At 55.3% G+C, this 25,200-nt stretch carries 23 protein-coding genes and 2 tRNA genes; 19 read left to right on the top strand and 6 right to left on the bottom strand.

Going from position 1 to position 25,200, the window contains the following annotated elements:
• The first annotated feature begins 128 nt into the window (after positions 1 to 128).
• The 16 genes from folP (at position 129) to ACL2XO_RS22840 (ending at position 17,270) form a co-directional block, all read left to right on the top strand.
• Positions 129 to 974 (top strand): dihydropteroate synthase, encoded by an 846-nt coding sequence (gene folP / locus ACL2XO_RS22915; RefSeq protein ID WP_132925787.1) that lies wholly within the window; start codon positions 129 to 131, stop codon positions 972 to 974.
• On the top strand, positions 971 to 2,308 hold the full coding sequence (gene glmM / locus ACL2XO_RS22910; RefSeq protein ID WP_203523946.1) for a phosphoglucosamine mutase: 1,338 nt from the start codon (positions 971 to 973) through the stop codon (positions 2,306 to 2,308). Before folP ends, glmM begins: the two co-directional genes overlap by 4 nt.
• 209 nt (positions 2,309 to 2,517) lie before the next feature.
• Complete coding sequence (secG, locus tag ACL2XO_RS22905) at positions 2,518 to 2,850, top strand: preprotein translocase subunit SecG (RefSeq protein ID WP_132925791.1); 333 nt, start codon at positions 2,518 to 2,520, stop codon at positions 2,848 to 2,850.
• Positions 2,851 to 3,004: 154 nt separating this feature from the next.
• A tRNA-Leu gene (locus ACL2XO_RS22900) sits at positions 3,005 to 3,091 on the top strand.
• A 310-nt stretch (positions 3,092 to 3,401) separates the two neighbouring features.
• Positions 3,402 to 4,511: a hypothetical protein gene (locus ACL2XO_RS22895; protein ID WP_413741573.1), complete on the top strand. Its 1,110-nt coding sequence runs from the start codon at positions 3,402 to 3,404 to the stop codon at positions 4,509 to 4,511.
• A 248-nt stretch (positions 4,512 to 4,759) separates the two neighbouring features.
• Positions 4,760 to 4,836 (top strand) — tRNA-Met (locus tag ACL2XO_RS22890).
• Positions 4,837 to 5,050: 214 nt separating this feature from the next.
• The gene (gene rimP / locus ACL2XO_RS22885) at positions 5,051 to 5,503 is read left to right on the top strand and encodes a ribosome maturation factor RimP (RefSeq protein WP_165934230.1); all 453 of its coding nucleotides are present in this window, start codon (positions 5,051 to 5,053) and stop codon (positions 5,501 to 5,503) included.
• A gap of 21 nt (positions 5,504 to 5,524) precedes the next feature.
• Positions 5,525 to 7,012: a transcription termination factor NusA gene (gene nusA / locus ACL2XO_RS22880; protein ID WP_413725523.1), complete on the top strand. Its 1,488-nt coding sequence runs from the start codon at positions 5,525 to 5,527 to the stop codon at positions 7,010 to 7,012.
• A gap of 25 nt (positions 7,013 to 7,037) precedes the next feature.
• Positions 7,038 to 9,752, top strand: coding sequence for a translation initiation factor IF-2 (gene infB / locus ACL2XO_RS22875; protein WP_132925797.1), 2,715 nt, complete (start codon positions 7,038 to 7,040; stop codon positions 9,750 to 9,752).
• Between the two features lie 230 nt (positions 9,753 to 9,982).
• Positions 9,983 to 10,387: a 30S ribosome-binding factor RbfA gene (rbfA, locus tag ACL2XO_RS22870; RefSeq protein WP_132925799.1), complete on the top strand. Its 405-nt coding sequence runs from the start codon at positions 9,983 to 9,985 to the stop codon at positions 10,385 to 10,387.
• Positions 10,387 to 11,334 (top strand): tRNA pseudouridine(55) synthase TruB, encoded by a 948-nt coding sequence (gene truB / locus ACL2XO_RS22865; protein WP_413725521.1) that lies wholly within the window; start codon positions 10,387 to 10,389, stop codon positions 11,332 to 11,334. The genes rbfA and truB overlap by 1 nt, the downstream gene beginning before the upstream one ends.
• A 119-nt stretch (positions 11,335 to 11,453) precedes the next feature.
• On the top strand, positions 11,454 to 11,723 hold the full coding sequence (gene rpsO / locus ACL2XO_RS22860; protein WP_074012496.1) for a 30S ribosomal protein S15: 270 nt from the start codon (positions 11,454 to 11,456) through the stop codon (positions 11,721 to 11,723).
• Between the two features lie 302 nt (positions 11,724 to 12,025).
• Complete coding sequence (gene pnp, locus ACL2XO_RS22855) at positions 12,026 to 14,143, top strand: polyribonucleotide nucleotidyltransferase (RefSeq protein WP_203523943.1); 2,118 nt, start codon at positions 12,026 to 12,028, stop codon at positions 14,141 to 14,143.
• Positions 14,144 to 14,293: 150 nt separating this feature from the next.
• Positions 14,294 to 15,181, top strand: coding sequence for a lipoprotein NlpI (gene nlpI / locus ACL2XO_RS22850; protein ID WP_132925805.1), 888 nt, complete (start codon positions 14,294 to 14,296; stop codon positions 15,179 to 15,181).
• Between the two features lie 104 nt (positions 15,182 to 15,285).
• The gene (yrbN, locus tag ACL2XO_RS22845; RefSeq protein ID WP_132928005.1) at positions 15,286 to 15,345 is read left to right on the top strand and encodes a protein YrbN; all 60 of its coding nucleotides are present in this window, start codon (positions 15,286 to 15,288) and stop codon (positions 15,343 to 15,345) included.
• An 11-nt stretch (positions 15,346 to 15,356) separates the two neighbouring features.
• Positions 15,357 to 17,270 (top strand): DEAD/DEAH family ATP-dependent RNA helicase, encoded by a 1,914-nt coding sequence (locus ACL2XO_RS22840; protein ID WP_132925807.1) that lies wholly within the window; start codon positions 15,357 to 15,359, stop codon positions 17,268 to 17,270.
• Between the two features lie 249 nt (positions 17,271 to 17,519).
• On the opposite strand, the gene ACL2XO_RS22835 is transcribed toward ACL2XO_RS22840, so the two are convergent.
• From ACL2XO_RS22835 to ubiU, 3 genes are all read right to left on the bottom strand, one after another.
• Entirely contained in the window at positions 17,520 to 18,527 is a 1,008-nt protein-coding gene (locus ACL2XO_RS22835; RefSeq protein WP_132925809.1) for a luciferase-like monooxygenase, read from the bottom strand.
• Between the two features lie 140 nt (positions 18,528 to 18,667).
• Entirely contained in the window at positions 18,668 to 19,546 is an 879-nt protein-coding gene (locus ACL2XO_RS22830; RefSeq protein ID WP_132925811.1) for a U32 family peptidase, read from the bottom strand.
• A gap of 12 nt (positions 19,547 to 19,558) precedes the next feature.
• Entirely contained in the window at positions 19,559 to 20,554 is a 996-nt protein-coding gene (ubiU, locus tag ACL2XO_RS22825) for a ubiquinone anaerobic biosynthesis protein UbiU (protein ID WP_203523941.1), read from the bottom strand.
• Between the two features lie 288 nt (positions 20,555 to 20,842).
• On the opposite strand from ubiU, the gene ubiT reads away from it, so the two are divergent.
• Both ubiT and ACL2XO_RS22815 read left to right on the top strand, forming a co-directional pair.
• A complete protein-coding gene (gene ubiT, locus ACL2XO_RS22820; protein ID WP_132925815.1) occupies positions 20,843 to 21,367 on the top strand; it encodes a ubiquinone anaerobic biosynthesis accessory factor UbiT in 525 nt (174 codons plus the stop codon).
• Positions 21,361 to 21,870, top strand: a complete 510-nt coding sequence (locus ACL2XO_RS22815; protein WP_132925817.1) for a GNAT family N-acetyltransferase — start codon at positions 21,361 to 21,363, stop codon at positions 21,868 to 21,870. The genes ubiT and ACL2XO_RS22815 overlap by 7 nt, the downstream gene beginning before the upstream one ends.
• Positions 21,871 to 21,875: 5 nt before the next feature.
• On the opposite strand, the gene ACL2XO_RS22810 is transcribed toward ACL2XO_RS22815, so the two are convergent.
• Positions 21,876 to 22,175, bottom strand: coding sequence for a GIY-YIG nuclease family protein (locus ACL2XO_RS22810; protein ID WP_132925819.1), 300 nt, complete (start codon positions 22,173 to 22,175; stop codon positions 21,876 to 21,878).
• Between the two features lie 172 nt (positions 22,176 to 22,347).
• Between ACL2XO_RS22810 and ACL2XO_RS22805 the strand changes: the two genes are divergently transcribed.
• Entirely contained in the window at positions 22,348 to 22,806 is a 459-nt protein-coding gene (locus ACL2XO_RS22805; RefSeq protein WP_413741572.1) for a YhbP family protein, read from the top strand.
• 222 nt (positions 22,807 to 23,028) lie between these two features.
• Here ACL2XO_RS22805 and ACL2XO_RS22800 read toward each other — a convergent pair whose 3' ends face one another.
• Positions 23,029 to 23,550, bottom strand: coding sequence for a type 1 glutamine amidotransferase domain-containing protein (locus tag ACL2XO_RS22800; protein WP_413725518.1), 522 nt, complete (start codon positions 23,548 to 23,550; stop codon positions 23,029 to 23,031).
• Positions 23,551 to 23,901: 351 nt separating this feature from the next.
• Entirely contained in the window at positions 23,902 to 24,996 is a 1,095-nt protein-coding gene (locus ACL2XO_RS22795; protein WP_413725517.1) for a GGDEF domain-containing protein, read from the bottom strand.
• Positions 24,997 to 25,200: the final 204 nt, after the last annotated feature.

The raw sequence follows: 25,200 nt of genomic DNA, 5'->3' as shown, positions 1-25,200 counted from the left end.
TAGAAGCCCCGGCCTAATCGCTGGGGCTTTTTTATTGATGCGACAATCAGACGGGGCCGGCGGGCTTTTTGCCCGGACAGTGATAAGATATGCCGCTATCATAGGTTTCCAAATGGAGGGATCCCACTATGCAACTCATGGTTAATCAGCGCACGCTCGATCTCGGCACGCCCCAGGTCATGGGTATACTTAACGTGACTCCGGACTCTTTCTCCGACGGCGGGCGCTATACCCATCTTGATGCGGCGCTAAAGCATGCCCAGGAGATGATCGAGGCCGGCGCTACGCTTATCGATATCGGCGGCGAATCCACCCGCCCCGGCGCTGCGGCGGTCAGCGCCGAGGAAGAAGCCGAGCGGGTGTTGCCGGTGGTGGAAGCGCTGGCGCGGCGCTTTGAGGTATTTATCTCGGTGGATACCTCCCGGGCCCTGGTGATGCGGGAGAGCGCGGCGGCGGGGGCGCACATGATTAACGATATCCGCGCCCTGGGCGAAACCGGCGCCATGGAGGCGGCCCGGGACAGCGGCTTGCCCATCTGTCTGATGCATATGCAGGGGGAGCCGCGTACCATGCAGCAGGCGCCTTATTATGAAGATGTGCTGGAGGACGTGAAGCGTTTTTTTGTCCGGCGCATCGCCGAGTGCCAGATGGCGGGCATTGAAAAAAATCGCCTGATCCTCGACCCCGGCTTCGGTTTTGGCAAGAATTCAGCGCATAATTACCGACTTCTGGCCCGGCTGGCTGATTTTAGCCAATTCGGGTTGCCGATACTGGTGGGAATGTCCCGCAAATCCATGGTAGGGCAGCTGACCGGGGCTCCTGCCGGGCAGCGCGTCATCGGCAGCGTGGCCTGTGCGGTCATCGCCGCCATGCAGGGTGCCCGTATTATCCGCGTCCATGATGTCAAAGAAACCATTGAGGCGATGCTTATCGTCAAAGCGACTCTTTCAGCGAAGGAATCACTATTTGTATGAGTAATCATAAATACTTCGGAACGGACGGTATTCGCGGCAAGGTAGGGGACAGTCCCATCACACCGGATTTCGTATTAAAACTGGGCTGGGCCGCCGGCAAGGTACTGGCTCGCCACGGATCGCGCAAGATTATCATCGGCAAGGATACGCGAATCTCCGGTTACATGCTGGAATCCGCCCTGGAGGCCGGTCTGGCGGCGGCGGGTCTATCCGCCGCGTTTACCGGACCGATGCCGACCCCCGCCATCGCTTATCTGACGCGCACGTTCCGGGCCGAGGCGGGGATCGTGATTTCCGCTTCCCACAATCCCTTTTATGATAACGGCATCAAGTTTTTCTCCATAGACGGCACGAAGTTACCCGATGAGGTGGAAGAAGCCATCGAAGCGGAGCTGGAAAAGAACCTGACCTGCGTGGAGTCCGCCGAACTGGGTAAAGCCAGCCGCATCGTCGATGCGGCCGGCCGCTATATTGAATTTTGCAAAGGTACCTTCCCCAGCAACAGCAGCCTGCGAGGCCTGAAAATCGTGGTGGATTGCGCCAACGGCGCTACCTATCACATCGCCCCCAGCGTACTGCGGGAGCTGGGGGCCGATGTCACGGCCATCGGCTGCCAGCCGGACGGGATGAATATCAACCAGGAGTGCGGCGCCACCGATGTGCGGTTATTGCAACGGCGTGTACTAGACGAAAAAGCCGATCTGGGTATCGCCTATGACGGCGACGGCGATCGGGTGATCATGATTGATCATCTCGGCAATAAGGTGGATGGGGATCAGATCCTCTATATCATCGCACGGGAGAAGCTGCGACAGGGCCAGCTGAGCGGCGGCGTGGTGGGCACCCTGATGAGCAATATGGGGCTGGAACTGGCCCTTAGGCAACTGGGCATTCCGTTTGTGCGGGCGAAAGTGGGCGACCGCTATGTACTGGAAAAATTACAGGAAAAGGGCTGGCGCATCGGGGCGGAAAATTCCGGCCATGTCATCCTGCTGGATAAAACCACCACCGGCGACGGTATTATCGCCGGTCTGCAGGTATTGTCCGCCATGGTGGGGAATCATATGAACCTGCACGACCTCTGCAGCGGCATGCGCCTGCTGCCGCAAATACTGGTGAACGTGCGTTTTGACGGCAGTAATGATCCGCTGGAATCGACGCTGGTGAAACAGGCCTTGGCGGAAGTGGAAAGCGCGCTGGCCGGAAAGGGCCGGGTATTGCTGCGTAAATCCGGCACCGAGCCGCTGATCCGGGTCATGGTGGAAGGCGAAGATGACGAACAGGTCAAACGATTGGCTCATCTGATAGCCGATGCGGTGAAAGCCGCCGGTTGAGGAGAGGGGGCATGGCATGCCGGCGCCTCCAGGCGTTGGCTGTTGCCGCCGTGACGTTTTTTTCCGCAATCAGTTCGTTAGCCGCAATTTACCCTTGCGTGCGCACCTTGCTTTCGTTAGTATTCACACCCGCTTCAGTCGGAGTTTATAATCGCCGAACCGGGGCAGTCGTTTAATGTGCGGTCAAACCCGCAAGGACACAAAAGATTATGTATGAAGCTCTGTTAGTCATATTCCTGTTGGTAGCTGTCGGGCTGGTTGCGCTGATCATGCTGCAGCAAGGTAAGGGTGCTGATATGGGGGCCTCGTTCGGCGCAGGCGCTTCCGCGACCCTGTTCGGATCCAGCGGTTCCGGTAACTTCATGACCCGTGTGACGGCGGTGCTGGCGACATTGTTTTTTATTCTGAGCCTGGTGTTGGGCAATTTGAACGGCAGTCATACCAAGAAAGGCAGCGAGTGGGATAATCTGAGCCAGCCCGTGCAATCGGAAAAAGCACCTGTCCAGGCGCCGGCTAAATCGAATAACGATATCCCGCAATAATCCGTGACGTTCTATCCGCTGTGATAGACGTGATGGAAGTACGCCGGTGTTTTGTCAATGCATAATATCCGGTGTAACCTCAGCCCGCTAGAATCTGCCCGGTATTAGCTGGGTATGCAAAATGGGTTGTGCAGGCAGTAAGCGAATTATCAGTGCCGAGGTGGTGAAATTGGTAGACACGCTACCTTGAGGTGGTAGTGCCCGATTGGGCTTACGGGTTCAAGTCCCGTCCTCGGTACCAATATCGTTTAGTCAGGTTGTTTTCCATTAGGATTTGTTATTACTGATGCGCGTCGGGTAACTCCATATAGAGTGAGTCAGCGCTTTCAGGCCTTTCTGCTTTATCCACATAACCGTATATATTATTTCCCCGCCACAATCCTCAGGAACGCGACTTGCTGGTGAGGTATTCCTGCCGGCAGATAGCTGCGTAAGCGAAATATACAATTTTAAATAATTCCTCCATGCGATAGTGGCGTTATTGAATTCCACATTAATAATCCTTTGAGAATGATGCGTGATTGGCCAGGTAAAGCACCTTGGTTTGGAGCATGCTGAAATTCACCTATTCTGGAGAGATAACTATGAATTTGTTCCCGGCGTTCTTATCTAGGGTCAATGAAGCACCGAAACATAAAAATGCAGAGATCGACAATCAGGGTGAAAAAGACACCAAACCTGTGAGCGCCTCTGCGGCGAGAATGGTCGAAAAATTACGGTCGGCTGGCAATACGGCATTAAGGCCGCTTTTTATGGTGAAAACATTCGTTGTTGCTTTCGCCAAAAGTTTCATGGCTTTCCAGGCAAAGCTTAAATTTCCCGGCAAAACAACGTCCATGCCTGTGAAGGGGAAGGTGCCCTCCGACGATCCGCTTTTAGATATGTTGAAGGATCCGAACACCTATAAAGTCACTCCCAAGGGGGTTTTAAGCTGTCTCACTAACGATGGTAAATCGGATCTAACCGATGACAATGCCAAAGCGGTGAGGGACTTTCTGGCCGCCAATCCCGACTCTGACCTATTTTCGTCCGCTAATATCCGCATTGTAAACAATGGTTCCTCAGACGGCAAAACAATACCCACTAGCTATAAGATGATATTCGCCCAACCACTGCCCGTTTCCGCCGATAGGACTATTTCAGCATTCTTTATAGATGGACGTGAGGGTACGAACGGTGAATTCAGAGGGGCTCATGCCGACAGGGTTATTATGGGCAAGGACATTGGCGACAAGCAATGGACTTTCAAGAGTTTGGCGGAATTGTGCACCAAATTGACCGCGAGCCCGGCGCTTAACTATAAGTCAAAACAAGCAGCTCATTTTTTGGTCAAAACACTGAATGAATTGGGACCAGAGCAGGCGGTGTCATATTGCAAAAAAATTCCCCAATGGGCGCTTGACCTGGTTGAGTACGATCCCGCTACAGCGGAGTATTTTTCCAAATACGCCCCCGACCAATCCACCAAGCCTACTCATCCGGTAGACGCAGGAAACCCTGCCACTGATGCCGCGCCGGTCGCCGCTCCCTGGACAGTGGCCAAGGCACCGGTTAAGGTTCCCGCCGGGAACGCAGGAACCTCGGACGGACGGAAAGTTCGTGACTTAATTAAAATGTTTGAAAATAATTTAGTCGCCACCGAACCGCAAAAAAAACGATGAGCATTCACTGCTTGCCCTGGTTTTAGACTTATGGAATACTCGGCACCCTCGCACGAATGCCGGGCAGGTTCAAGGGCAGGCGTATCTGTAACGGCCCTCCGCTCCGTGAACGAGAATAGCGTTTGTGGCGTAAAACTTCTTTTCGGCACAGTGGGTTAAACGGATGTTTCTCATTTTATCTCTGTTCCTAACATAATGATAACTTGCTTTTTGGCGGTTATCAGCGTAATATTCGCAACGATTTCAGACGCGGGGTGGAGCAGCCTGGTAGCTCGTCGGGCTCATAACCCGAAGGTCGTCGGTTCAAATCCGGCCCCCGCAACCACTTTCCCTCAGAGTTCTTTTTCAAATATACTGCTTAAGCGTTATACTGATCTTATGGCAGCGGCGTTTGAAAAAAGATTCTATGGAATGTTGTAAAGCCGCTTGCGGCTTACAGGGTCCCAGTCGCAAAAAGCCCCGAATTTTCGGGGTTTTTTGTTATTAAATGCTAGAACTACTGGGCTTTTTAGCCCTTTTTTTATGTCTTGGGGGTGGGCTTGGCCACATTAGAACAAAAATTGACGGAGATGATCAGCGCACCGGTGGAAGCCTTGGGCTATGAGCTTGTGGGCATAGAGTTTATCCGGGGCCGCCAGTCGACATTACGTATCTATATTGATAGCGACAAGGGTATCACTGTCGATGATTGTGCTGATGTCAGCCACCAGGTCAGCGCGGTACTGGATGTCGAAGATCCTATTTCAGTGGCTTACAGCCTTGAGGTCTCTTCGCCTGGGCTCGATCGTCCGTTATTCGCCGCCAAACACTATATGCAGTTTATCGGTGAAGAAGTCAGCGTCGTATTGCGTATTGCGATGCAGAATCGTCGCAAGTGGCAGGGAATCATTAAAACGGTTGACGGCGAAATGATCACGGTGACGGTGGAAGGAAAAGATGAAGTGTTCGCTTTAAGCAACATCCAGAAAGCGAACCTGGTACCCCACTTTTAACGTTTTAATGAGGCAACTAGGATGAATAAAGAAATTCTGGCTGTTGTTGAAGCAGTTTCCAACGAGAAAGCGGTTCCTCGTGAAAAAATTTTTGAAGCGTTGGAAACCGCGCTGGCGACGGCAACAAAGAAAAAATACGAGCAAGAAATCGAGGTTCGTGTCAATATCGATCGTAAAACCGGCGATTTCGAGACCTTCCGTCGTTGGGTCATTGTCGACGAAGTCACGCAGCCGACCCGTGAAATCACCCTTGACGCCGCCCAGTTTGAAGATCCAAGCGCTTCCCTTGGCGGCTACGTTGAAGATGAGATCGAGTCCGTGGTCTTCGACCGCATCACCACCCAGACCGCAAAGCAGGTCATCGTCCAGAAAGTACGCGAGGCCGAACGCGCGATGGTGGTGGATCAATTCCGCCAGCATGAAGGCGAGATAGTCACCGGCGTGGTAAAAAAAGTCAATCGCGACAACATCAGCCTTGATTTGGGCAGCAATGCCGAAGCGGTTATCGGCCGTGAGGACATGCTGCCGCGGGAAAACTTCCGCCCCGGCGATCGGATTCGCGGCGTGTTGTATTCCGTTCGCCCGGAAGCGCGCGGCGCCCAGCTGTTTGTCAGCCGTTCGCGTCCCGAGATGCTGGTCGAGCTTTTCCGCATCGAAGTGCCGGAAATCGGTGAAGAAGTGATAGAAATAAAGGCCGCTGCCCGCGATCCCGGGTCACGGGCCAAAATCGCTGTGAAAACCAATGATAAGCGTATTGATCCCGTGGGCGCCTGTGTCGGCATGCGCGGTGCGCGCGTGCAGGCGGTTTCCAGCGAATTGGGCGGTGAGCGTATCGATATTGTCCTGTGGGACGACAACCCGGCCCAGTTCGTGATTAACGCCATGGCGCCCGCTGACGTTGCCTCCATCGTTGTGGATGAAGACAAGCACACCATGGACATCGCGGTTGAGTCCGGTAACCTGGCGCAGGCTATCGGCCGCAACGGGCAGAACGTTCGTCTGGCGTCGCAGCTCAGCGGTTGGGAGCTGAATGTCATGACGGTGGAGGATCTGCAGGAAAAACATCAGGCTGAAGCCCACGCCGCCATTGATATTTTTACCAAGCATCTGGACATCGATGAAGAGTTCGCCACTGTGCTGGTGGAGGAGGGTTTCTCCTCATTGGAAGAACTCGCCTATGTCCCGATCAAGGAATTAATGGAAATCGAAGGGCTTGATGAAGACATGGTAGAAGCGCTGCGTGAACGGGCTAAAAATGCCCTGACCACGCTCGCCTTGGCGCAGGAAGAGACTCGCGGCGGGGGCAAGCCGGCTGAAGACCTGCTTAATTTGCCGGAGCTTGAGCGTGAGATGGCGTTCAAGCTGGCGGCGCGCGGTGTTTGTACGCTGGAAGATCTTGCCGAACAGGGTGTCGATGACCTGTCGGATATTGAAGGGCTGAGTACCGAAAAGGCCGGTGAGCTTATTATGGCCGCCCGTAATATCTGTTGGTTTGGCGACAACGCGTAATAAACTGTAGCAGGAAAGGAACAGCATGACAGATGTAACCGTAAAATCGCTCGCCGCAGAAATTCAGACTCCGGTCGATCGCCTGGTACAGCAGTTTGCTGATGCTGGTATCGATAAGACCGCGGCGGATTCTGTGACCCAGCATGAGAAACAAACATTATTGGCGTACCTGAACCGTGAGCGGGGCAGCGCGCCGAACAAGTTAACTTTGCAGCGTAAAACACGCAGCACCTTGAATATTCCCAGTACCGGCGGTAAAAGTAAGTCTGTGCAAATTGAAGTCCGCAAAAAACGTACCTATGTGCAACGCGATTCCCAGTCGGCTGAACAGGCTGAAGCGGAAGAGCTGGCAAAACGTGAAGCGGAAGAATTGGCCCTTCGTGAGGCTCAAGAGCGCGCTGCCAGTGAAGCCGCTGAGAAAGCCAAGCGTGAAGCCGAAGAAAAAGCAAAACGTGCGGCCGACGATAAAGCCAAACGTGAGGCCGCTGAGACAGCGAAGCGCGTGGCAGCGGAAAGTGAAAAATTGACCAACCAGCAGACCAATCATATGACCAAGTCACCACAGGCGGCCGAAAAAGCCCGCCGTGAAGCCGAGGCCGCTGAGCTTAGACGTAAAGCGGAAGAGGAAACGCGTCGCAAGGTTGAAGAAAGTGCCCGCCTCGCTATGGAAGAAGCCAAGCGTATGGCGGAAGCAAACGGCGGTACCTGGGTAGCCACGCCGGAGCCGGTGGAAGAAGACTCCAGTGATTATCACGTCACCACGTCCCATCACGCTCGTGAAGCGGAAGATGAAAACGATCGCAAGGTGGAAGGCGAACGCCGTGCCCGCACCCGTGGCGGCAAAGCCACCAAGCAGAAAAAAACCAGCCGTTTGTCTGAATCCAAGGCCGATCGCGAAGAGGCCCGGGCCGTTACCCGCGGCGGCAAAGGCAAGCGCAAACCGAGCACGCTGCAGCAAAGCTTCACCAAGCCTGCCCAGATAGTGAACCGCGATGTGGTGATCGGCGAAACCGTCACCGTGGCGGAGCTGGCCAATAAAATGGCGGTGAAGGGTTCACAGGTTATCAAGGCGATGATGAAGCTCGGCGCCATGGCGACCATCAACCAGGTGATTGACCAGGAAACCGCGCAGCTGGTGGCCGAAGAGATGGGCCACAAGGTGATTCTGCGTCGTGAAAACGAACTGGAAGAGATGGTGCTGAGCGACCGTGATATCGACGCGGTGGCTGAACCCCGTGCGCCGGTGGTGACCATCATGGGCCACGTCGACCATGGTAAAACCTCGCTGCTGGACTATATCCGCTCAACCAAGGTGGCGGCCGGCGAAGCCGGGGGCATTACCCAGCATATCGGCGCTTACCATGTTGAAACCGAGAACGGCATGATCACCTTCCTGGATACCCCGGGACATGCGGCGTTCACCGCCATGCGTGCCCGCGGCGCCCAGGCGACGGATATCGTGGTGCTGGTGGTGGCCGCCGATGACGGCGTGATGCCGCAGACCATCGAAGCCATTCAGCATGCCAAGGCCGCCAAGGTGCCGGTGGTGGTGGCGGTGAACAAGATCGATAAACCCGAAGCCGATCCGGACCGTGTCAAAAACGAATTGACCCAATACGGCGTGATCCCGGAAGAGTGGGGCGGCGAGAGCCAGTTCGTCAACGTCTCGGCGAAGTCAGGGGCCGGTATCGACGAACTGCTTGACGCCATCCTGCTGCAGGCGGAAGTCCTCGAGCTCAAGGCCATTCGTGTCGGTATGGCCAGCGGCGCGGTGATTGAATCCTTCCTGGATAAGGGCCGTGGGCCGGTCGCCACCGTGTTGGTGCGTGAAGGTACCCTTAACAAGGGCGATATCGTCCTGTGCGGCTTTGAATACGGCCGGGTTCGCGCCATGCGTGACGAATTGGGACGTGAGGTCTCTTCCGCCGGTCCGTCGATTCCGGTGGAAATCCTCGGCTTGTCCGGCGTGCCGGCTGCCGGTGATGAAGCCACCGTCGTGCGCGACGAAAAGAAAGCCCGTGAAGTGGCTTTGTATCGCCAGGGTAAATACCGCGAAGTGAAACTGGCGCGCCAGCAGAAATCCAAGCTGGAGAATATGTTCGCCAACATGACCGAAGGCGAAGTCTCCGAATTGAATATCGTGCTCAAGGCCGATGTCCAGGGTTCCACCGAAGCCATCAGCGATGCGCTTGAAGCGCTGTCCACCGCGGAAGTCAAGGTCAAGATCGTGGGCTCCGGCGTCGGCGGCATCACCGAAACCGATGCCACCCTGGCCGCGGCGTCCAATGCCATTATCCTGGGCTTTAACGTCCGCGCCGATGCGTCCGCCCGTAAGGTGATTGACGCGGAAAGCCTGGATTTGCGTTACTACTCGATTATTTATGAGCTGATTGACGAGGTCAAACAGGCCATGAGCGGGATGCTGGCGCCGGAATACCGCCAGGAAATCATCGGCCTGGCTGAAGTGCGCGATGTGTTCCGCTCGCCGAAATTCGGCGCCATCGCCGGCTGTATGGTGACGGAAGGCCTGGTCAAGCGTAACAACAAAATACGCGTTTTGCGTGATAACGTTGTTATCTATGAAGGCGAACTGGAATCCCTGCGCCGCTTCAAAGATGACGTTGCCGAAGTGCGCAACGGCATGGAATGCGGCATCGGCGTCAAGAACTACAACGACGTCCAGCCGGGCGATGTGATCGAAGTCTTCGAAACCATCGAGATCCAGCGCACCATCGAGTAAGAGTAACAGGGGAATAATGTCCCCTGAGCTTGTTGACAAGGTGCTTGGTCGGGACAGGATGCTAGATCGTAAACACGCCCCGTGCATCCATCCCTGGAGGCTCGATCCGCGCCTTCCATGGCGCGGACGGTTTACTCTTCTATCATCCTGTCCCGCCTTATTGACTCCGAGCAGGTTTGTCAGCGGTAAGAGGGGGCATTATGCCCCCTGTTTTGTCTGGAGAATTTAGAATGGCAAAAGAATACAGTCGCACCCAGCGCGTCTCGCAGGAGATGCAAAAAGAAATCGCCATCATCCTGCAACGCGAAATCAAAGACCCCCGTGTGGGCATGGCGACGGTTTCCGCTGTGGAAGTCTCGCGCGATCTGGCTTATGCCAAGGTATTTGTGACTTTCCTCAATGATAACGAGCCTCAGCAAATCAAAACGGGCATTAACGCCTTGCAGGACGCGTCCGGGTTTATCCGCAGTTTGCTGGGTAAAGCCATGCGCCTGCGGGTGGTGCCGGAACTGACGTTCGCCTATGACAATTCGCTGGTGGAAGGGATGAGAATGTCCAACCTGGTGAGCCAGGTGGTACAGCAGGATCGCGCCCGGCGCACCGAATCGGAACCGGACGAGGACAAGGAGGACTGATGGGGCGTCCCAGTCGTCGCGGCCGAGACATAAACGGTATCGTTCTGGTGGATAAGCCCATGGGGCTTTCCTCTAATGATCTGCTGCAAAAAGTGAAGCGCCTGTTCGCGGCCAACAAAGCCGGGCATACCGGCGCGCTGGATCCCCTGGCCACCGGGATGCTGCCCATCTGCCTGGGTGAAGCCACCAAGTTTTCCCAGCATTTGCTGGATGCGGACAAGCGCTATCGGGTGGTGGCCCGGCTGGGGCAGCGCACCGATACGTCGGATGCGGAAGGGGCGATTATCAGCGAGCGCCCGGTGGACCTGGGCCAGCAGCAGCTGGAGCAGGCCCTGCAGCGCTTTCGTGGGGAATCCATGCAGATTCCCTCCATGTATTCGGCGCTGAAACACCAGGGCCGGCCCCTGTACGAGTATGCGCGCCAGGGTATCGAAGTGGAGCGCGCCGCCCGGCCGATCCGGGTTTATGAGCTGAAGTTGGCGCACTGGGATCAACAGAGCCTCGAACTGGAAATCCATTGCTCGAAGGGCACCTATATCCGCACCATTATCGACGATCTCGGCGAAATGCTTGGCTGCGGCGCCCATGTTATCGAGCTGCGCCGTCTGGCGGTGGCTGATTATCCCACCGAGCGGATGGTGACGCTGGAGCAATTGCGCGCCCTCAGCGGCGAAGACCCGGCCGCCGCCGATACCCTGGCCACCCTTGATAAGCTGCTGCTGCCTATGGACAGCGCGGTGTCCGCCATGCCGGAAGTCAATCTTACCGCGGTGCTGGCCGGTTATGTCAGGCTGGGGCAAGCGGTATCGGTGTCGTCGGGAGATACGCCGCAAAACGCCATGGTCCGATTGACCGAAGGGCCGGAGCGCGCCTTTTTCGGCGTGGGGGAAATCACCGAGCCGGGCATGGTCGCGCCCCGCCGGCTGGTGGCGGAAGCCCGCGGCTGAATGAGTCTGCGCCTTGCTTCCGGCCGAGGCTAAGAGTAGAATAGCGCGGCTTATGAATGGGGTTGCTGAATTAGAGATCGGCGCCTGTGTGTATTTCACAATAATTTTGGAGTGTTATAATGTCTCTAAGTGTTGAAGCAAAAGCAAAAATCGTTACTGATTTCGGCCGTGATGCCAAAGATAGCGGTTCCACCGAGGTTCAGGTTGCTCTTTTAACCGCTCAAATCAGCCATTTGCAAGGCCATTTTGCGGAACATAAGAAAGATCACCATAGCCGTCGTGGTCTGCTGCGCATGGTTTCACAGCGTCGTAAGCTGCTTGACTACCTGAAAGGTAAAGATGTCGCACGTTATACCAGCCTGATCGAGCGTCTGGGTCTGCGTCGTTAAGCCAGACAGTTTTGGTAGAAAGGGGCCTTATGCGGCCCCTTTCTTCTAGGCAGCGATAACCGTTCAAGGTAATGTGTTGTTGCTGATGAAGATTCTTCAATTGCTGAGATTCGCGCGGCTAATGAGAGGCTTTATCCAGGGGGATAAGGATTGTCATTAGTCGCGAGGATGCAATAGGAAGATGGGTGGTACCCTAAATAATTCGAGTTGCTGGAAAGCCAACGCACCTGCAACTTGAGGTATGGCGGGTATTGTTATCGGCGAGCGAGACAGAGAAGCCCGCCCAGAAAAAGGATATCATTTTGCTAAATCCGATTGTACGCAAGTTTCAATATGGACAACATACGGTTACGCTTGAAACCGGAATGATGGCCCGCCAGGCCACTGCCGCCGTTATGGTCAGCATGGACGACACCGCCGTATTCGTTACCGTGGTGGGTGCTAAACATGCCAAACCGGGACAGGACTTTTTTCCGCTCACCGTTAACTACCAGGAACGCACTTATGCCGCCGGCCGTTTCCCGGGCGGCTTCTTCCGCCGCGAAGGCCGTCCCAGCGAAGGCGAAACCCTGATTTCCCGTTTGATAGACCGTCCCATCCGTCCGCTGTTTCCTGATGGATTCCTGAACGAAGTCCAGGTCATTGCCACCGTGGTTTCCGTTAATCCGCAGGTCAGCCCGGATATCGTGGCCATGATCGGCGCTTCCGCCGCATTGAGCCTGTCCGGCATCCCGTTCAACGGTCCCATCGGCGCCGCGCGGGTCGGATATATCAACAAGCAGTACGTATTGAATCCCACCACCGCCGAACTGGCTGGAAGCCAGCTGGACCTGGTGGTCGCCGGTACGGCGAATGCGGTTCTGATGGTGGAATCCGAAGCGCAGCTGCTGAGCGAAGACGAAATGCTGGGCGCCGTGGTCTTTGGCCATGAACAGCAGCAGGTCGTGATTGAAAACATCAAGGCCCTGGCGGCGGAAGCCGGCAAACCGAGATGGGATTGGCACGCGCCGGAAGTCAACGCCGATTTGCAGGCCCGGGTTGCCGAACTGGCCGAAGCCCGTCTGGGTGATGCTTACCGCATCACGGAAAAACAGGCGCGCTACGCCCAGGTTGACGCCATCAAGTCCGACGTTGCCGCGGCGCTGCTGGCTCAGGACCCTGCCCTTGACGACGGAGAAATTCAGGAACTGCTGGGCAGCCTGGAAAAAACCGTGGTCCGCAGCCGGGTGCTGCGCGGTGAACCGCGCATCGACGGCCGTGAAAAAGACATGATCCGCGGTCTTGATATCCGTACCGGCGTATTGCCGCGCACCCATGGTTCGGCACTGTTTACCCGTGGCGAAACCCAGGCGCTGGTAACCGCCACCCTGGGCACCGAGCGTGACGCGCAAAATATAGACGAATTGACCGGCGAGCGTACCGATCGTTTTCTGCTACACTATAACTTCCCTCCGTACTGCGTGGGTGAAACCGGCATGGTCGGTTCGCCGAAGCGCCGGGAAATCGGCCATGGCCGACTGGCTAAGCGCGGCGTGCTGGCCGTGATGCCGAAAGCCAATGAGTTCCCGTACACCGTGCGTGTGGTGTCGGAAATCACCGAATCCAACGGTTCTTCCTCCATGGCTTCCGTGTGCGGCGCTTCGCTGGCGCTGATGGATGCCGGCGTGCCGATCAAAGCGGCAGTGGCCGGGATCGCCATGGGACTGGTGAAAGAAGGGGATAGCTTTGTCGTGCTGTCGGACATCCTGGGTGATGAAGATCATCTTGGCGACATGGACTTTAAAGTGGCCGGTAGCCGCGAAGGCGTCACCGCGTTGCAGATGGATATCAAGATTGAAGGCATCACCCGCGAGATCATGCAGGTGGCGTTGAATCAGGCCAAAGGCGCCCGCCTGCATATCCTGGGCGTGATGGAACAGGCTATCAGTACGCCGCGCGGCGATATTTCTCAGTTCGCACCCCGTATTCATACCATCAAAATCAATCCGGACAAGATCAAGGATGTGATTGGCAAGGGTGGCTCGGTGATTCGCGCCCTGACGGAAGAAACCGGCACGACCATTGAAATCGAAGATGACGGCACGGTCAAAGTCGCTGCCACCGACGGTGAGAAAGCGCGCCATGCCATTCGCCGTATCGAAGAGATTACCGCTGAAATTGAAGTGGGCCGGGTCTATAATGGTAAAGTGACGCGTATTGTCGATTTTGGCGCCTTCGTGGCAATCGGCGGCGGCAAAGAAGGTCTGGTGCATATTTCCCAGATTGCCGACAAGCGTGTGGAAAAAGTGGCCGACTATTTGCAAATGGGACAAGAAGTGCCGGTCAAGGTATTGGAAGTTGATCGTCAGGGGCGCGTGCGTTTAAGTATCAAAGAAGCCACCACGCCCGGTCAGGATGCGGCAGTACCTGAAGTAGAATAAATCGGCACGATAAAAGAGTATAATTACTGTTAGCGCAATTTACAGCTCCTTACGCGGTAGGGAGCTGATCGTATCACAAGGGCGGGACGCCTTGTGTTAAGCCGATGGGGGACAGGACGTTCATCCAATGTTTTTCTTCGGGAGTGGGAAATGAGGCCTTACTTGCGCTGGTGGTTCGTTGCGATGGCGTTTATGCTGGCAGGATGCAGCAACATTGATTGGCGTAGTAAAGATGACGTATTAGCTGTTCCCTTACAGCCGACGTTACAACAGGAAGTCATCCTGGCGCGCATGGAACAAATCCTGGCGAGCCGGGCACTAACCGATGATGAACGAGCACAGCTATTATATGAGCGCGGAGTGCTGTATGATAGTCTTGGGTTGCGTGCGCTGGCGCGGAATGATTTTTCACAAGCGTTGGCAATACGACCCGATATGCCGGAAGTTTTTAATTATCTCGGCATATATTTAACGCAGGCAGGCAATTTTGATGCTGCCTATGAAGCGTTTGATTCTGTACTAGAGCTTGATCCAACTTACAATTACGCGTATTTAAACCGTGGCATCGCCTTGTATTATGGAGGCCGCTACCGTTTAGCGCAGGATGATCTGCAGGCGTTTTATCGCGACGACCCAAATGATCCATTCCGTTCGCTGTGGCTTTACCTGGTGGAGAAGCAAATCGACACCAACAAAGCCAAAGACGCGCTGGCACAGCGCTATCAGAAAGCGAACAGGGGGCAATGGGGATGGAATATTGTCGAGTTCTACCTGGGGGACATCAGTGAAACAACGCTGATGGAGCGCCTTAAGGCGGACGCAACGGATAACACTTCGCTCGCCGAGCATCTCAGTGAAACTGACTTCTATTTAGGTAAACACTACCTGAGTCTGGGGGACAAGAACTCCGCTTCGGCGCTGTTCAAACTGACGGTCGCTAACAACGTACATAACTTTGTTGAGCACCGCTATGCATTGTTGGAATTGGCGCTTTTAGGCCAAGGGCAAGACGACCTATCAGAATCGGACCAGCAATAGCTGACGAACTAAACAACTCAGCCCGATACCTTTTTTTTATCACCTGCGAGGGTGAGGGCTTGTTTGTCCGTTTTTAATCCAATTTGAGCCGGTTCACACTTTTGATGAAAATGACTGAAAGTTTTCACGACGAGGTATGTAGACTGGCCGCCATGATGAAATGAGGCACGTGTACATGTCTGAAGTTGAAACCTCCTTTGCTGATTTGGGACTCTCCACTCCCATCCTCAACGCTCTTCTCGATCTGGGCTACGAAAAACCATCGCCAATCCAGTTAGAGTGTATCCCGCAGTTGCTGGCGGGCCGTGATGTCCTGGGCATGGCGCAAACCGGGAGCGGGAAGACCGCTGCGTTTGCTTTGCCCCTATTACATAATATTGATGCGGAACTGGCCGCTCCCCAAGTGCTGGTTCTGGCGCCGACCCGTGAGTTGGCGGTACAGGTCGCGGAAGCGATTTCCGATTTTGCCAAGCATATGAAAGGCATTAACGTGGTGGCGCTTTACGGCGGCCAGCGTTATGACGTCCAGTTGCGCGCCCTGCGCCAAGGGCCGCAGGTTGTCGTGGGTACGCCGGGTCGTCTGCTGGACCATTTGAAACGCGGCACCCTCGATTTATCCAAACTCAGCGGTTTGGTGCTGGATGAAGCCGATGAAATGCTGCGTATGGGCTTTATCGAAGACGTGGAAACCATTATGGCGCAAATCCCCGCCAAGCATCAGACGGCGCTGTTTTCCGCCACGATGCCTGAGGCGATTCGCCGGATTACCCGTCGTTTCATGAACGATCCGCAGGAAGTCAGGATTCAGTCCAGCGTGACCACCCGTCCCGATATCAGCCAGAGTTACTGGACGGTGCACGGCATGCGCAAGAATGAAGCGCTGGTGCGTTTCCTCGAAGCGGAAGATTTCGACGCCGCCATCATCTTCGTGCGCACCAAAAACGCCACGCTGGAAGTGGCGGAAGCGCTGGAGCACAGCGGTTACAACAGCGCCGCCCTTAACGGCGATATGAACCAGGCCTTGCGTGAACAAACCCTGGATCGCCTGAAGGACGGTCGTCTGGATATTCTGATTGCCACCGATGTGGCGGCTCGCGGACTGGATGTGGATCGTATCAGCCTGGTGGTGAACTATGATATTCCGATGGATTCGGAATCCTATGTGCACCGTATCGGCCGTACCGGCCGTGCGGGCCGCGCCGGACGCGCGCTGCTGTTCGTTGAGAACCGCGAACGCCGTTTGCTGAAGAATATCGAACGTATCATGAAGCTGGCTATTCCAGAAGTGGAAATCCCTACCGGCGAGTTGCTCAGCCAGCGCCGTCTGGAAAAATTCGCCTCGAAGGTCCAGGCCCAGTTGGAAAGCAGCGATTTGGATATGTATCGCGCCCTGCTGGCGAAGCTTCAGCCGCTGGAAGAGCTGGATATGGAAACCCTGGCCGCGGCACTTCTGAAAATGGCCCAGGGCGAACGTCCGCTGATCCTGCCGCCGGATCCGGTTATTGACCGTCGTCCGCGCCGTGAATTCCGCGAACGTGATGAACGCCGCCCGGAAAGCGCCGGTGCCGGTGGTGAACGTCCGGCACGCCGTGAACGTCGCGACGTGGGTGAAATGGATTTGTACCGCATTGAGGTGGGCCGTGACGACGGGGTGGAAGTTCGCCATATCGTGGGCGCCATTGCCAACGAAGGCGATATCAGCAGCCGGTACATCGGCAATATCAAGCTGTTCGCTTCCCACTCCACCATCGAACTGCCGAAGGGTATGCCGGGGGATATGCTGTCGCATTTCACCCGTACGCGTATTCTTAACAAGCCGATGAATATGCAATTTGTGGGTGAAGCCCAGGCCCAACCCCGCGGTGAACGCCGTGGCGGCGCACCTCGCGGCGGTTTCGGCGGCGGTGAACGTCGTGAAGGCGGCAGCGCTCCAGCCGGCGCGCCGGCCCGCCGTAACTTCAGCGATCGCCGTGAAGGCGGAGCAAGCACCGAGCGCCGTTTCAGCCGCGATGGCCAGCGCGCCCCGCGCCGTGATGGCGACAGCGCCGCCGCACCGGCAGGCCGCCGCCGTTTCGGTAGTGATGCATAAGATAGGATGACAAACCGCCCAAGGGCGGTTTCAGACTGCTGGCAAACGTGCTCGGAGTCAATAAGGCGGGACAGGCTGCCAGAAGAGTAAACCGTCCGCGCCATGGATGGCGCGGATCGAGCCCCCAGGGATGGGTTTACGGCGTGTTTACGATCTGGCAGCCTGTCCTGACCAGGCACTTTGTCAACAAAATCAACCGCCTTATCGGCGGTTTTTTTTTGCCCTGAATCCGGCCTCGGCCGGTGAGAATTACACCGTCAGCTCCGACCTAACGCTCATGGCGATTTCAAATGAGCGCAGCCGGGCCTGGTGATCAAAAATCTGTCCGTTAATCATCAGCTCATCGGCCCCGGTTTCGGTCAATATTGCCTGCAGACCGGCACGGACCTTTTCCCGGCCCCCCACCACCGACATGCGCAGCGCCTGTTCGACGCCATACTGTTCTCCCGCCGACCATAACGCTTCGATATCTTCCACCGGCGCCGGCAACGGACCCGGTCGGCCGCGGCGCAGATTGGTAAACTGCTGCTGCATTGAGGTGAACAGATAGCGGGCGTTGCGATCGCTATCGGCGGCAATTACGTTGATGCAGACCATGGCGTAGGGTTTTTCCAACGAAGCCGAAGGCTTGAACTGTTCACGGTAGATGTCCAACGCTTGCCACAGCATATCCGGCGCGAAATGGGAGGCGAAGGCGAACGGCAGACCCAGGGCCGCGGCCAGCTGGGCGCTATAGAGGCTTGAGCCCAGCAGCCATATGGGCACATGCAGGCCCTGGCCCGGCACCGCCTGGACGGGCGCCCCGGGCTGCACGTCGTCGAAATACATCAACAGCTCCTGCACGTCGCGGGGGAAATTGTCGGTATCGCCGGCGAGATGGCGGCGCAGCGCCACCATGGTCCGTTGATCGGTGCCGGGGGCCCGGCCGAGGCCTAAATCAATCCGGCCCGGATAGAGCGTCGCCAGGGTACCGAACTGTTCAGCTATCACCAGCGGGGAGTGGTTCGGCAGCATGACTCCGCCGGATCCCAGACGCAGGGTCTGGGTACCGCCGGCGATATAACCCAGCAGGACCGAGGTGGCGGCGCTGGCGATACCGGTCATATTGTGATGCTCCGCCAGCCAATAGCGGTTATAACCCCAGGTTTCGGCATGACGGGCCAGATCCAGGGACGATTCGAATGCCTGACGGGGCGTCGCGCCCTGCGGCACCGGAGAGAGATCGAGAAGAGAAAACGGAACGGGTTGTTGTGCCATAATGTTACTCGCAGTCAATGGCGCCGATAGCTTTGCCGGCTAATGATAACTATGAGTATCAACCAAAATGGAATTTTTCGATACGCATAAAAAGCTGGGCCGTTTGTTCCGTATCCGCCTCCGATCCCGTGACGGGGCTGTCACTCCACCAATGTCAATCCGGCGACCCGGCGCCAATAGCCATTGCAATCGGCATGTTGACTTAGGGGCAACGGCCGCTGTCCCTGCTCATTGGCACGAAAGCGCTCCAGCATCGCCAGGGTATCCATGCCCTGCGGGGACAGGCGCACAACGTCCACCAAATCCACCATGGAGGGCAGCTCATTGATCAGGTTATAGCAATAACCGCTTTGAGTCTGTATGCCGTTCAGCACGAAGACCTGCTGCTGCTCTTGGGACAAGACCCGCCGGCCTTGGGGATATTGGATACAGCAGGTCTGGCATTCATCTTTCGGCCGGTTTTCCGAGCGGGCGGTGAAACAGCGGGCGGAATAGGCCAGGGGCAAATGACCGTAGCTGAACAGCTCCACTTCGAATTGCCGGCGAAATCCCAATTCCTCGCACTGCAGTAGAATATTTTGCAGCCAGTCCCGCGACAGCTCTACCGGCATACACCAGCGCACCATGCCTTGCCGATGCAAAATACGCAGCGTATAGGCGTTGTAACAGTTCAGGGCCGGACCCGCCGCAAAAGGCAAACCTTTTTCCGCCGCCATTTGGACCACGCCGATATCGTTCGCTTCCAGCAAAAAATCACCGTTGTCGAGATAACGCTTTATTTCCGTCAGCTCGGATGGCGCCTGAATCAGCGCCAGAGTGGAAAGAACCACCTGCTTGCCCGACTGCGCCACGGCGGCCGCCAATTCCAGCCAATCGCCGGTTTTAAGCGCGCGGCGTTTGCTGCAGACGGTTTCTCCCAGATAGATAACGTCGGCGCTGCCGGCGCTGGCGGCGGCGTAAAACGCCTCGATATCGGCTTTAGACCAGTAATAGAGTACCGGTCCTAATGCATATTTCATGTCGGTCTCCTGTTACTGCCAACGACGGTGATAGGCGCCCAAGGTGGTTTGGGTCCCTTCGGATACCGCGCCCAGCGCTTCGTTCCAGGCGGCCAGCGGTTCGAAATGCCGGGGATCCGCCAGGCAGCTGTCGATGGCCTGGCGCCAGACCTTGGTCACCTGGCTGACATAGGCCGGGCTGCGCTGCCGTCCTTCTATTTTCACCGAGGCGATATTGGCGGCCATAAGCTCCGGCAGCAGTGCCAGCGTATTGAGGCTGGTGGGCTCCTCCAGGGTATGGTATCGCTGGCCGTCCACAAAATAGCGGCCTTTGCATAAGGTGGGATAGCCGGCGTTTTCCTCCGGCAGATATCGGTCTATCAGGACATCGTTCAGGCGCGATTCCATCCCCGCCTCGGTTTGCTGCCAGCGGACAAAACGCGCAGGCGAGCAGGCGCCCACCGTATTCGGCGATTCACCGGTCAGGTAAGAGGAGAGGTAACAGCGTCCCTCTGCCATAATACACAGGCTGCCGAAGGCAAAGACTTCCAGCGGTACGGTACTTGTAAGCGCTAATTGTTTCACCTGATGCATGGACAGTACGCGGGGTAGTACCACCCTTGATACGGCGAAATGCTGCTGATAAAAACGGATGGCGGCTTCGTTGGTTGCCGACGCCTGTACCGAAACATGGCGTTCCACCTGCGGATAGCGTTCCGCCGCATACTCAAGCATGGCCGGATCGGACAGGATCAGGACATCCGCGCCGCCCTGTGCCGCGGTGTCAACCGCGCGCTGCCAGCGGGCGTAGCCGTCGGGATGGGCGAAGGTGTTAATGGCCACATGCAGTTTTCGCCGGTGGCGATGGATATACTCCTGCGCTTCATTGAAACGTTTTTCGGTAAAATTAAGACCGGCGAAATGGCGGGCGTTGGTATCGTCCTTAAGGCCGATATAAACCGCATCGGCGCCGTTATCCACCGCCGCTTTGAGGGCCGGCAGGTTGCCGGCGGGACAGAGCAACTCCATATGGCTCCCGATTGCTGGATGAACCTTCCCCAGATTGGGGAAGGCATTAAAAGTTCATTGGCCAACAGCTTGTTTTATCGGCAAATGATCATGCGTGATTGTGGCAATTCTAAATAAGGCGTGCCGCCGGTATTTTGATTTGGGGCAGCTTATGGCGTAATGGCGGCTTGAAAACCATAATTTCCTAAGGGAAATAGGCGATCTTTGTTGGAAAATAATTGATATAGACCCCGATTGGTTTTATTCACTGTGGCAAAATAGCTTAAGGTTCTTAGAGGAGTAGAAACAGTGTTGGATAAACTACGAGCAGACATAGTGCGCCGGGGGCCGTCGCTATTGCGCTTGCCAATCAAATTCACCCCTTTCGCGCTTAAGCGCCAAGTGTTGGAGCAAGTGTTGCGCTGGCAGTTTCGCGAAGCGCTGGCGGAAGGCGAGTTGGAGTTTTTATCCGGCCGCTGGCTGAGAATCGACGTTACCGACATGGCGTTGGAGTGGTATATGACCATCGACGACGGTCAGTTGAAAGTCAGCCGTCAGGCGCAAGCGGAGGTGAGTTTTAGCGGTAATGCCAACGATCTCATCCTGATTGCCGCCCGGAAGGAAGATCCCGATACCTTGTTTTTCCAGCGCCGTTTGCGCATTGAGGGAGATACCGAGTTGGGTTTGTACGTCAAGAATTTGATGGATGCCGTTGATCTGACCACGATGCCTGCGCTGCTGCGCATCGCATTGGCGCAAATGGCCGAGTTTATTGAAGCCGGGTTAAAAGAGGGCGCGGGCGGTGAAGGCATCCGCGTTTCCCCGTCGTGCTGATCAGGGCGGAAATACCGGTTGACGCGCCGGGTATCGATGCTCTGCTGCGCCGCGCCTTTCAACGTGATGCCGAGGCGGATTTAGTGCAACGGCTGCGTGAGGACGGACTTCTCACCCTGGGCATTGTGGCCACCGACCCAGAGGGCGGCGTAATCGGTTATGCCGCCTTCAGCCCGGTGTGGATCGAAGGTGAAGATTGCCAATGGGTAGGGCTGGCGCCGCTGGCGGTGGAAGATGAATTTCGCCATCAGGGCATCGCGCGGCAACTGGTGTATGAAGCGCTGGATATGCTGAACGAGTTCGGCTATCGCGGGGTGGTGGTGCAGGGGGATCCCGCTTATTACGCAGCGCTGGGCTTTGTTCCCGCCGCCCATGGACATTTGCATTGCCAACAGTTCGCCGCCGCCGCCCCCCTGCACATTTTCACCTTGGCTGAAGACGCGATGGCGGACGCAAACGGTCGAGTGGAATATGCCGAGCCTTTCAACCAGCTGTTGAATTGAACACTTCACGCCCGCCGGGGAAACACGCTGGACCACATATCTTCCAGGGCGGATACCGGTGCGGACACTAATTGCTCTTTTTGGCCGTGGGTCAATTGCTTAATCCGATATTCCCATTGCAGAGCATTGCTTCTGTCGCCGGCGGGGCAATGGAATACCAGCGTCAGCGGCCCTCTGCCCCGCAGCGCCTTTGCCCCGACGCCGCGTTCATGCTGCCTTAGCCGCCGCGTTACGTCGGTGGTGATACCGGTATACAGAATACCGTCGCCGGTACGTATTAAATAAAGATACCAGGATGTGCTCATGGCGTAGCGGGAGGCTCCGGGAAATCGTGGTCACGGGGCGGTTATTGTAACCTATTTCACCGGCCCGGGGCTAAATCGGAGAAACGATGAAATTTCCGGCAGAAAAGAAGTGGACAGTCTGTGACGCACCGCTATATTCTGATAAAAACCTTATAGAGAGTAAGCAATTGCCGTGAAGACAGACTCCGACCTTAAAGCCATCGTCGCTTATCTGAAAAAACAGCACGTGTTGTCGATGAGTGTCGGCGATGCCCAAAGCCTCTGGTGCGCCAATTGCTTTTATGCGCTTAATGAAGCCGAAATGACGCTGTATATGCTGACGGATCACGGCACCCGCCACGGAACGTTGCTGGCGCAATACCGGCATGTGGCGGGCACCATCAGCGATCAGACCATCACCGTCAGCCTGATCAAAGGCGTCCAGTACAGTGGTGAAATGACGGTGCTCAGCGGCCCACAGGCGGATGAAGCGCGGAAGCTTTATACCTCGCGTTTCCCGCTGGCGAAAATCGCCAGCACGCCCATCTGGCAGCTAAGATTGGATGAAATCAAATTCACCAACAACAAGCTGGGTTTCGGCACCAAGCTAAGCTGGGTCCGGGAAGCCGGTAATACACCAGAAAGAATATAGGCCTGATGATCACCAGGGCTATCAGACTGCTGACAAGCGTACTCGGAGTTAATAAGTAGGGACAGGCTGCCAGAAGAGTAAACCGTCCGCGCCAGGGACGGTGCGGATCGAGCCTCCAAGGATGGATTCACGGCGTGTTTACGATCTGGTAGCCTTTCCCGACCGGTCACATTGCCCACAAGCTCAAAGGCCTGATGGTAACTAGGCCTATGATCGGTACCGTTACTTCTTATTCAGAATACGCAGTGATTCGCGATTGAACGCGGGTAAATCATCCGGCGTACGGCTGGTGACCAGCGTGTCGTTATCCACAACCACTTCTTTGTCAAAGAAATCGGCCCCGGCATTGATCAGATCCACCACGATGGGTTTGACGGCGGTCATTTTTTTGCCGCGCGCCGCGTCGGCGCTGATCAGCAGCTGCGGACCATGACAGATGGCAAAAATAGGCTTGCCGCTGGCGGCGAAAGCGCGGGTAAACTCAACGAAACGATCATCCCCCCGCAGCGAATCGGGCGAATGGCCGCCGGGCAGCAACAAGGCGTCAAAGTCTGATTCATTCACATCGTCTATGGCCTTATCGATGGTAACTTTAGCTTCCCCGCGTTTACCGGTGATGGTGTTGCCGGCTTTTTTCTCTATGGTGATAACCTGGTGTCCGGCATTCTGATACGCTTGGGCCGGGGAGGTAAATTCGGCATCTTCAAATTCATCGGTGATCAAAACAGCGATTTTCTTGCTCATCCCGTCCTCCGTTTAGTAAGAATTGAGCTCAACTAAGCCTAGTGCTGAATCAGACAGGCGGCAAGTAAGACGGTTAAACCGGGAGAATAACAGCGGTTTATTGAGGAGCGGAAAAATGTCACCGAAGAACATAAGCGAACGGCAAAACGGCGCCTAAAGGCCGGTATGAGCAGAATATTCGTTAAATTATAAATAATTGGTCTAATGTTTCAAAATAAATATTTTCTTTGAATCTTATTAATATATTTTATTTTCAGCGGGATATAACCGGGATATTCTTTTCCTCAGTATTCCATGGTTTAAGATAATACTGAGGTATTTATTGGCATGCCGTCGAACAACACCGGCCATTCAGGTTTTGGCGGACAATTTCATCTGCTGCTCGGTTTTATATCCGGCAATTTCAATGGAGTTTCTGCCGCGGTTTTTCGCTAAATAGAGCGCGGTATCGGCGGCGCGCAGCGAGGCCTCAATATCATTGTCGGCCATCACGGCAATACCGGCGCTTAACGTCACGTTAGTGGAAACCTTGTCATTAAACTTATGGGGAATTTTCAAATCCAGCACCGCCTGCCTTACGGCTTCGGCACAGGCGATGGCGATACTTTCGTCGACGTCAATCAGCATGACCAAAAACTCCTCGCCGCCGTAACGCACGACGATATCCCTGGAGCGGACCGTATCACGAATGGCTGCCGCCACGGCCACCAGTGCGCTGTCCCCCATGGTATGGCCGTAGTTATCGTTGTAGGCTTTGAAATGATCGATATCCAGCAGCAGTATATAGTGGCGAACCGGCCGATCGCCGGGCAGATTATTCAGCCTATTATGCAAACCCCGGCGGTTATAGAGTCCGGTCAGCGGATCGATCATGCTCAGATCGCTGAATTTTTCCCTTTCTTCGCTTAACCGTCTCACCAGTTCGGACGTAAAGGCTTCGCTGCGTTTTTGCATGAGGTTATGCAGTGAAAAGCTGACAAGAGGCAACGCGATGGTGAAAAGCAGCGTCAGGATATGGGCAAAATCATCCAGTACGATAACGGTCAAGGCCGACGGCAAACTATGCAGGCAAAACGCGATAAAGTTATCGGTGAGCGAGATGGCGCTGATAAAAAATATCACCATCAGGCTGTATAATAAAAAGTCGCTATCGTTGACGGCGGTGTTATGAAAGCGAATGTCGATATGCCAAGCCCATAACATGCCAATACAAAGTGCAAAAAAATTCAGTTCATGCGCATAGCTTTTCAATTGGAAGTTACAGGCTATTATTGCTGACCCGCAAAATAGCGCCACTATAAGAGAAGGTAAAGTAGCGGAAGCGGAATTATTTAAAGCATTAAGCACATAAAATATCGAAAGTGCGATATTAAGAAGAAGAAACAATAGCAGCGAGAGGCGATGCTTACTCTTACGAAGTTCATCATAACTATAAATATTTATCATGTCCTAACTGGTAAGCTCCATCGATGGAAAATGGCTATAACAGACGACACGAATCCTGGAAAGAGTTTCGTGTTAATAATTTTGTTTGGTTTTTATATTTAAAATTTTAATGCCCGTTAGGATAATTTAACAGTTTTATGGGTTCCTGTCATCCGCCGATGTGCGGGGCCGGCTTATGGGCGGACAGTGCGAATGATTCTAATG

The organism is Sodalis sp. RH15 (assembly GCF_047324255.1).
Lineage (GTDB): Bacteria > Pseudomonadota > Gammaproteobacteria > Enterobacterales > Enterobacteriaceae > Acerihabitans > Acerihabitans ligni.
This window is presented reverse-complemented; position numbering and strand designations above follow the sequence as displayed.

Excerpts from the sequence above, each read along its gene's own strand:
- rbfA (WP_132925799.1), top strand. The coding sequence starts at position 9,983 with ATGGCAAAAGAATACAGTCGCACCCAGCGCGTCTCGCAGGAGATGCAA.
- ACL2XO_RS22895 (WP_413741573.1), top strand. The coding sequence starts at position 3,402 with ATGCTGAAATTCACCTATTCTGGAGAGATAACTATGAATTTGTTCCCG.
- ACL2XO_RS22840 (WP_132925807.1), top strand. The coding sequence starts at position 15,357 with ATGTCTGAAGTTGAAACCTCCTTTGCTGATTTGGGACTCTCCACTCCC.
- infB (WP_132925797.1), top strand. The coding sequence starts at position 7,038 with ATGACAGATGTAACCGTAAAATCGCTCGCCGCAGAAATTCAGACTCCG.
- ubiU (WP_203523941.1), bottom strand. The coding sequence starts at position 20,554 with ATGGAGTTGCTCTGTCCCGCCGGCAACCTGCCGGCCCTCAAAGCGGCG.
- ACL2XO_RS22835 (WP_132925809.1), bottom strand. The coding sequence starts at position 18,527 with ATGGCACAACAACCCGTTCCGTTTTCTCTTCTCGATCTCTCTCCGGTG.
- ACL2XO_RS22800 (WP_413725518.1), bottom strand. The coding sequence starts at position 23,550 with ATGAGCAAGAAAATCGCTGTTTTGATCACCGATGAATTTGAAGATGCC.
- ACL2XO_RS22795 (WP_413725517.1), bottom strand. The coding sequence starts at position 24,996 with ATGATAAATATTTATAGTTATGATGAACTTCGTAAGAGTAAGCATCGC.
- secG (WP_132925791.1), top strand. The coding sequence starts at position 2,518 with ATGTATGAAGCTCTGTTAGTCATATTCCTGTTGGTAGCTGTCGGGCTG.
- nusA (WP_413725523.1), top strand. The coding sequence starts at position 5,525 with ATGAATAAAGAAATTCTGGCTGTTGTTGAAGCAGTTTCCAACGAGAAA.
- ACL2XO_RS22810 (WP_132925819.1), bottom strand. The coding sequence starts at position 22,175 with ATGAGCACATCCTGGTATCTTTATTTAATACGTACCGGCGACGGTATT.
- folP (WP_132925787.1), top strand. The coding sequence starts at position 129 with ATGCAACTCATGGTTAATCAGCGCACGCTCGATCTCGGCACGCCCCAG.
- truB (WP_413725521.1), top strand. The coding sequence starts at position 10,387 with ATGGGGCGTCCCAGTCGTCGCGGCCGAGACATAAACGGTATCGTTCTG.
- nlpI (WP_132925805.1), top strand. The coding sequence starts at position 14,294 with ATGAGGCCTTACTTGCGCTGGTGGTTCGTTGCGATGGCGTTTATGCTG.
- ACL2XO_RS22830 (WP_132925811.1), bottom strand. The coding sequence starts at position 19,546 with ATGAAATATGCATTAGGACCGGTACTCTATTACTGGTCTAAAGCCGAT.
- rpsO (WP_074012496.1), top strand. The coding sequence starts at position 11,454 with ATGTCTCTAAGTGTTGAAGCAAAAGCAAAAATCGTTACTGATTTCGGC.
- glmM (WP_203523946.1), top strand. The coding sequence starts at position 971 with ATGAGTAATCATAAATACTTCGGAACGGACGGTATTCGCGGCAAGGTA.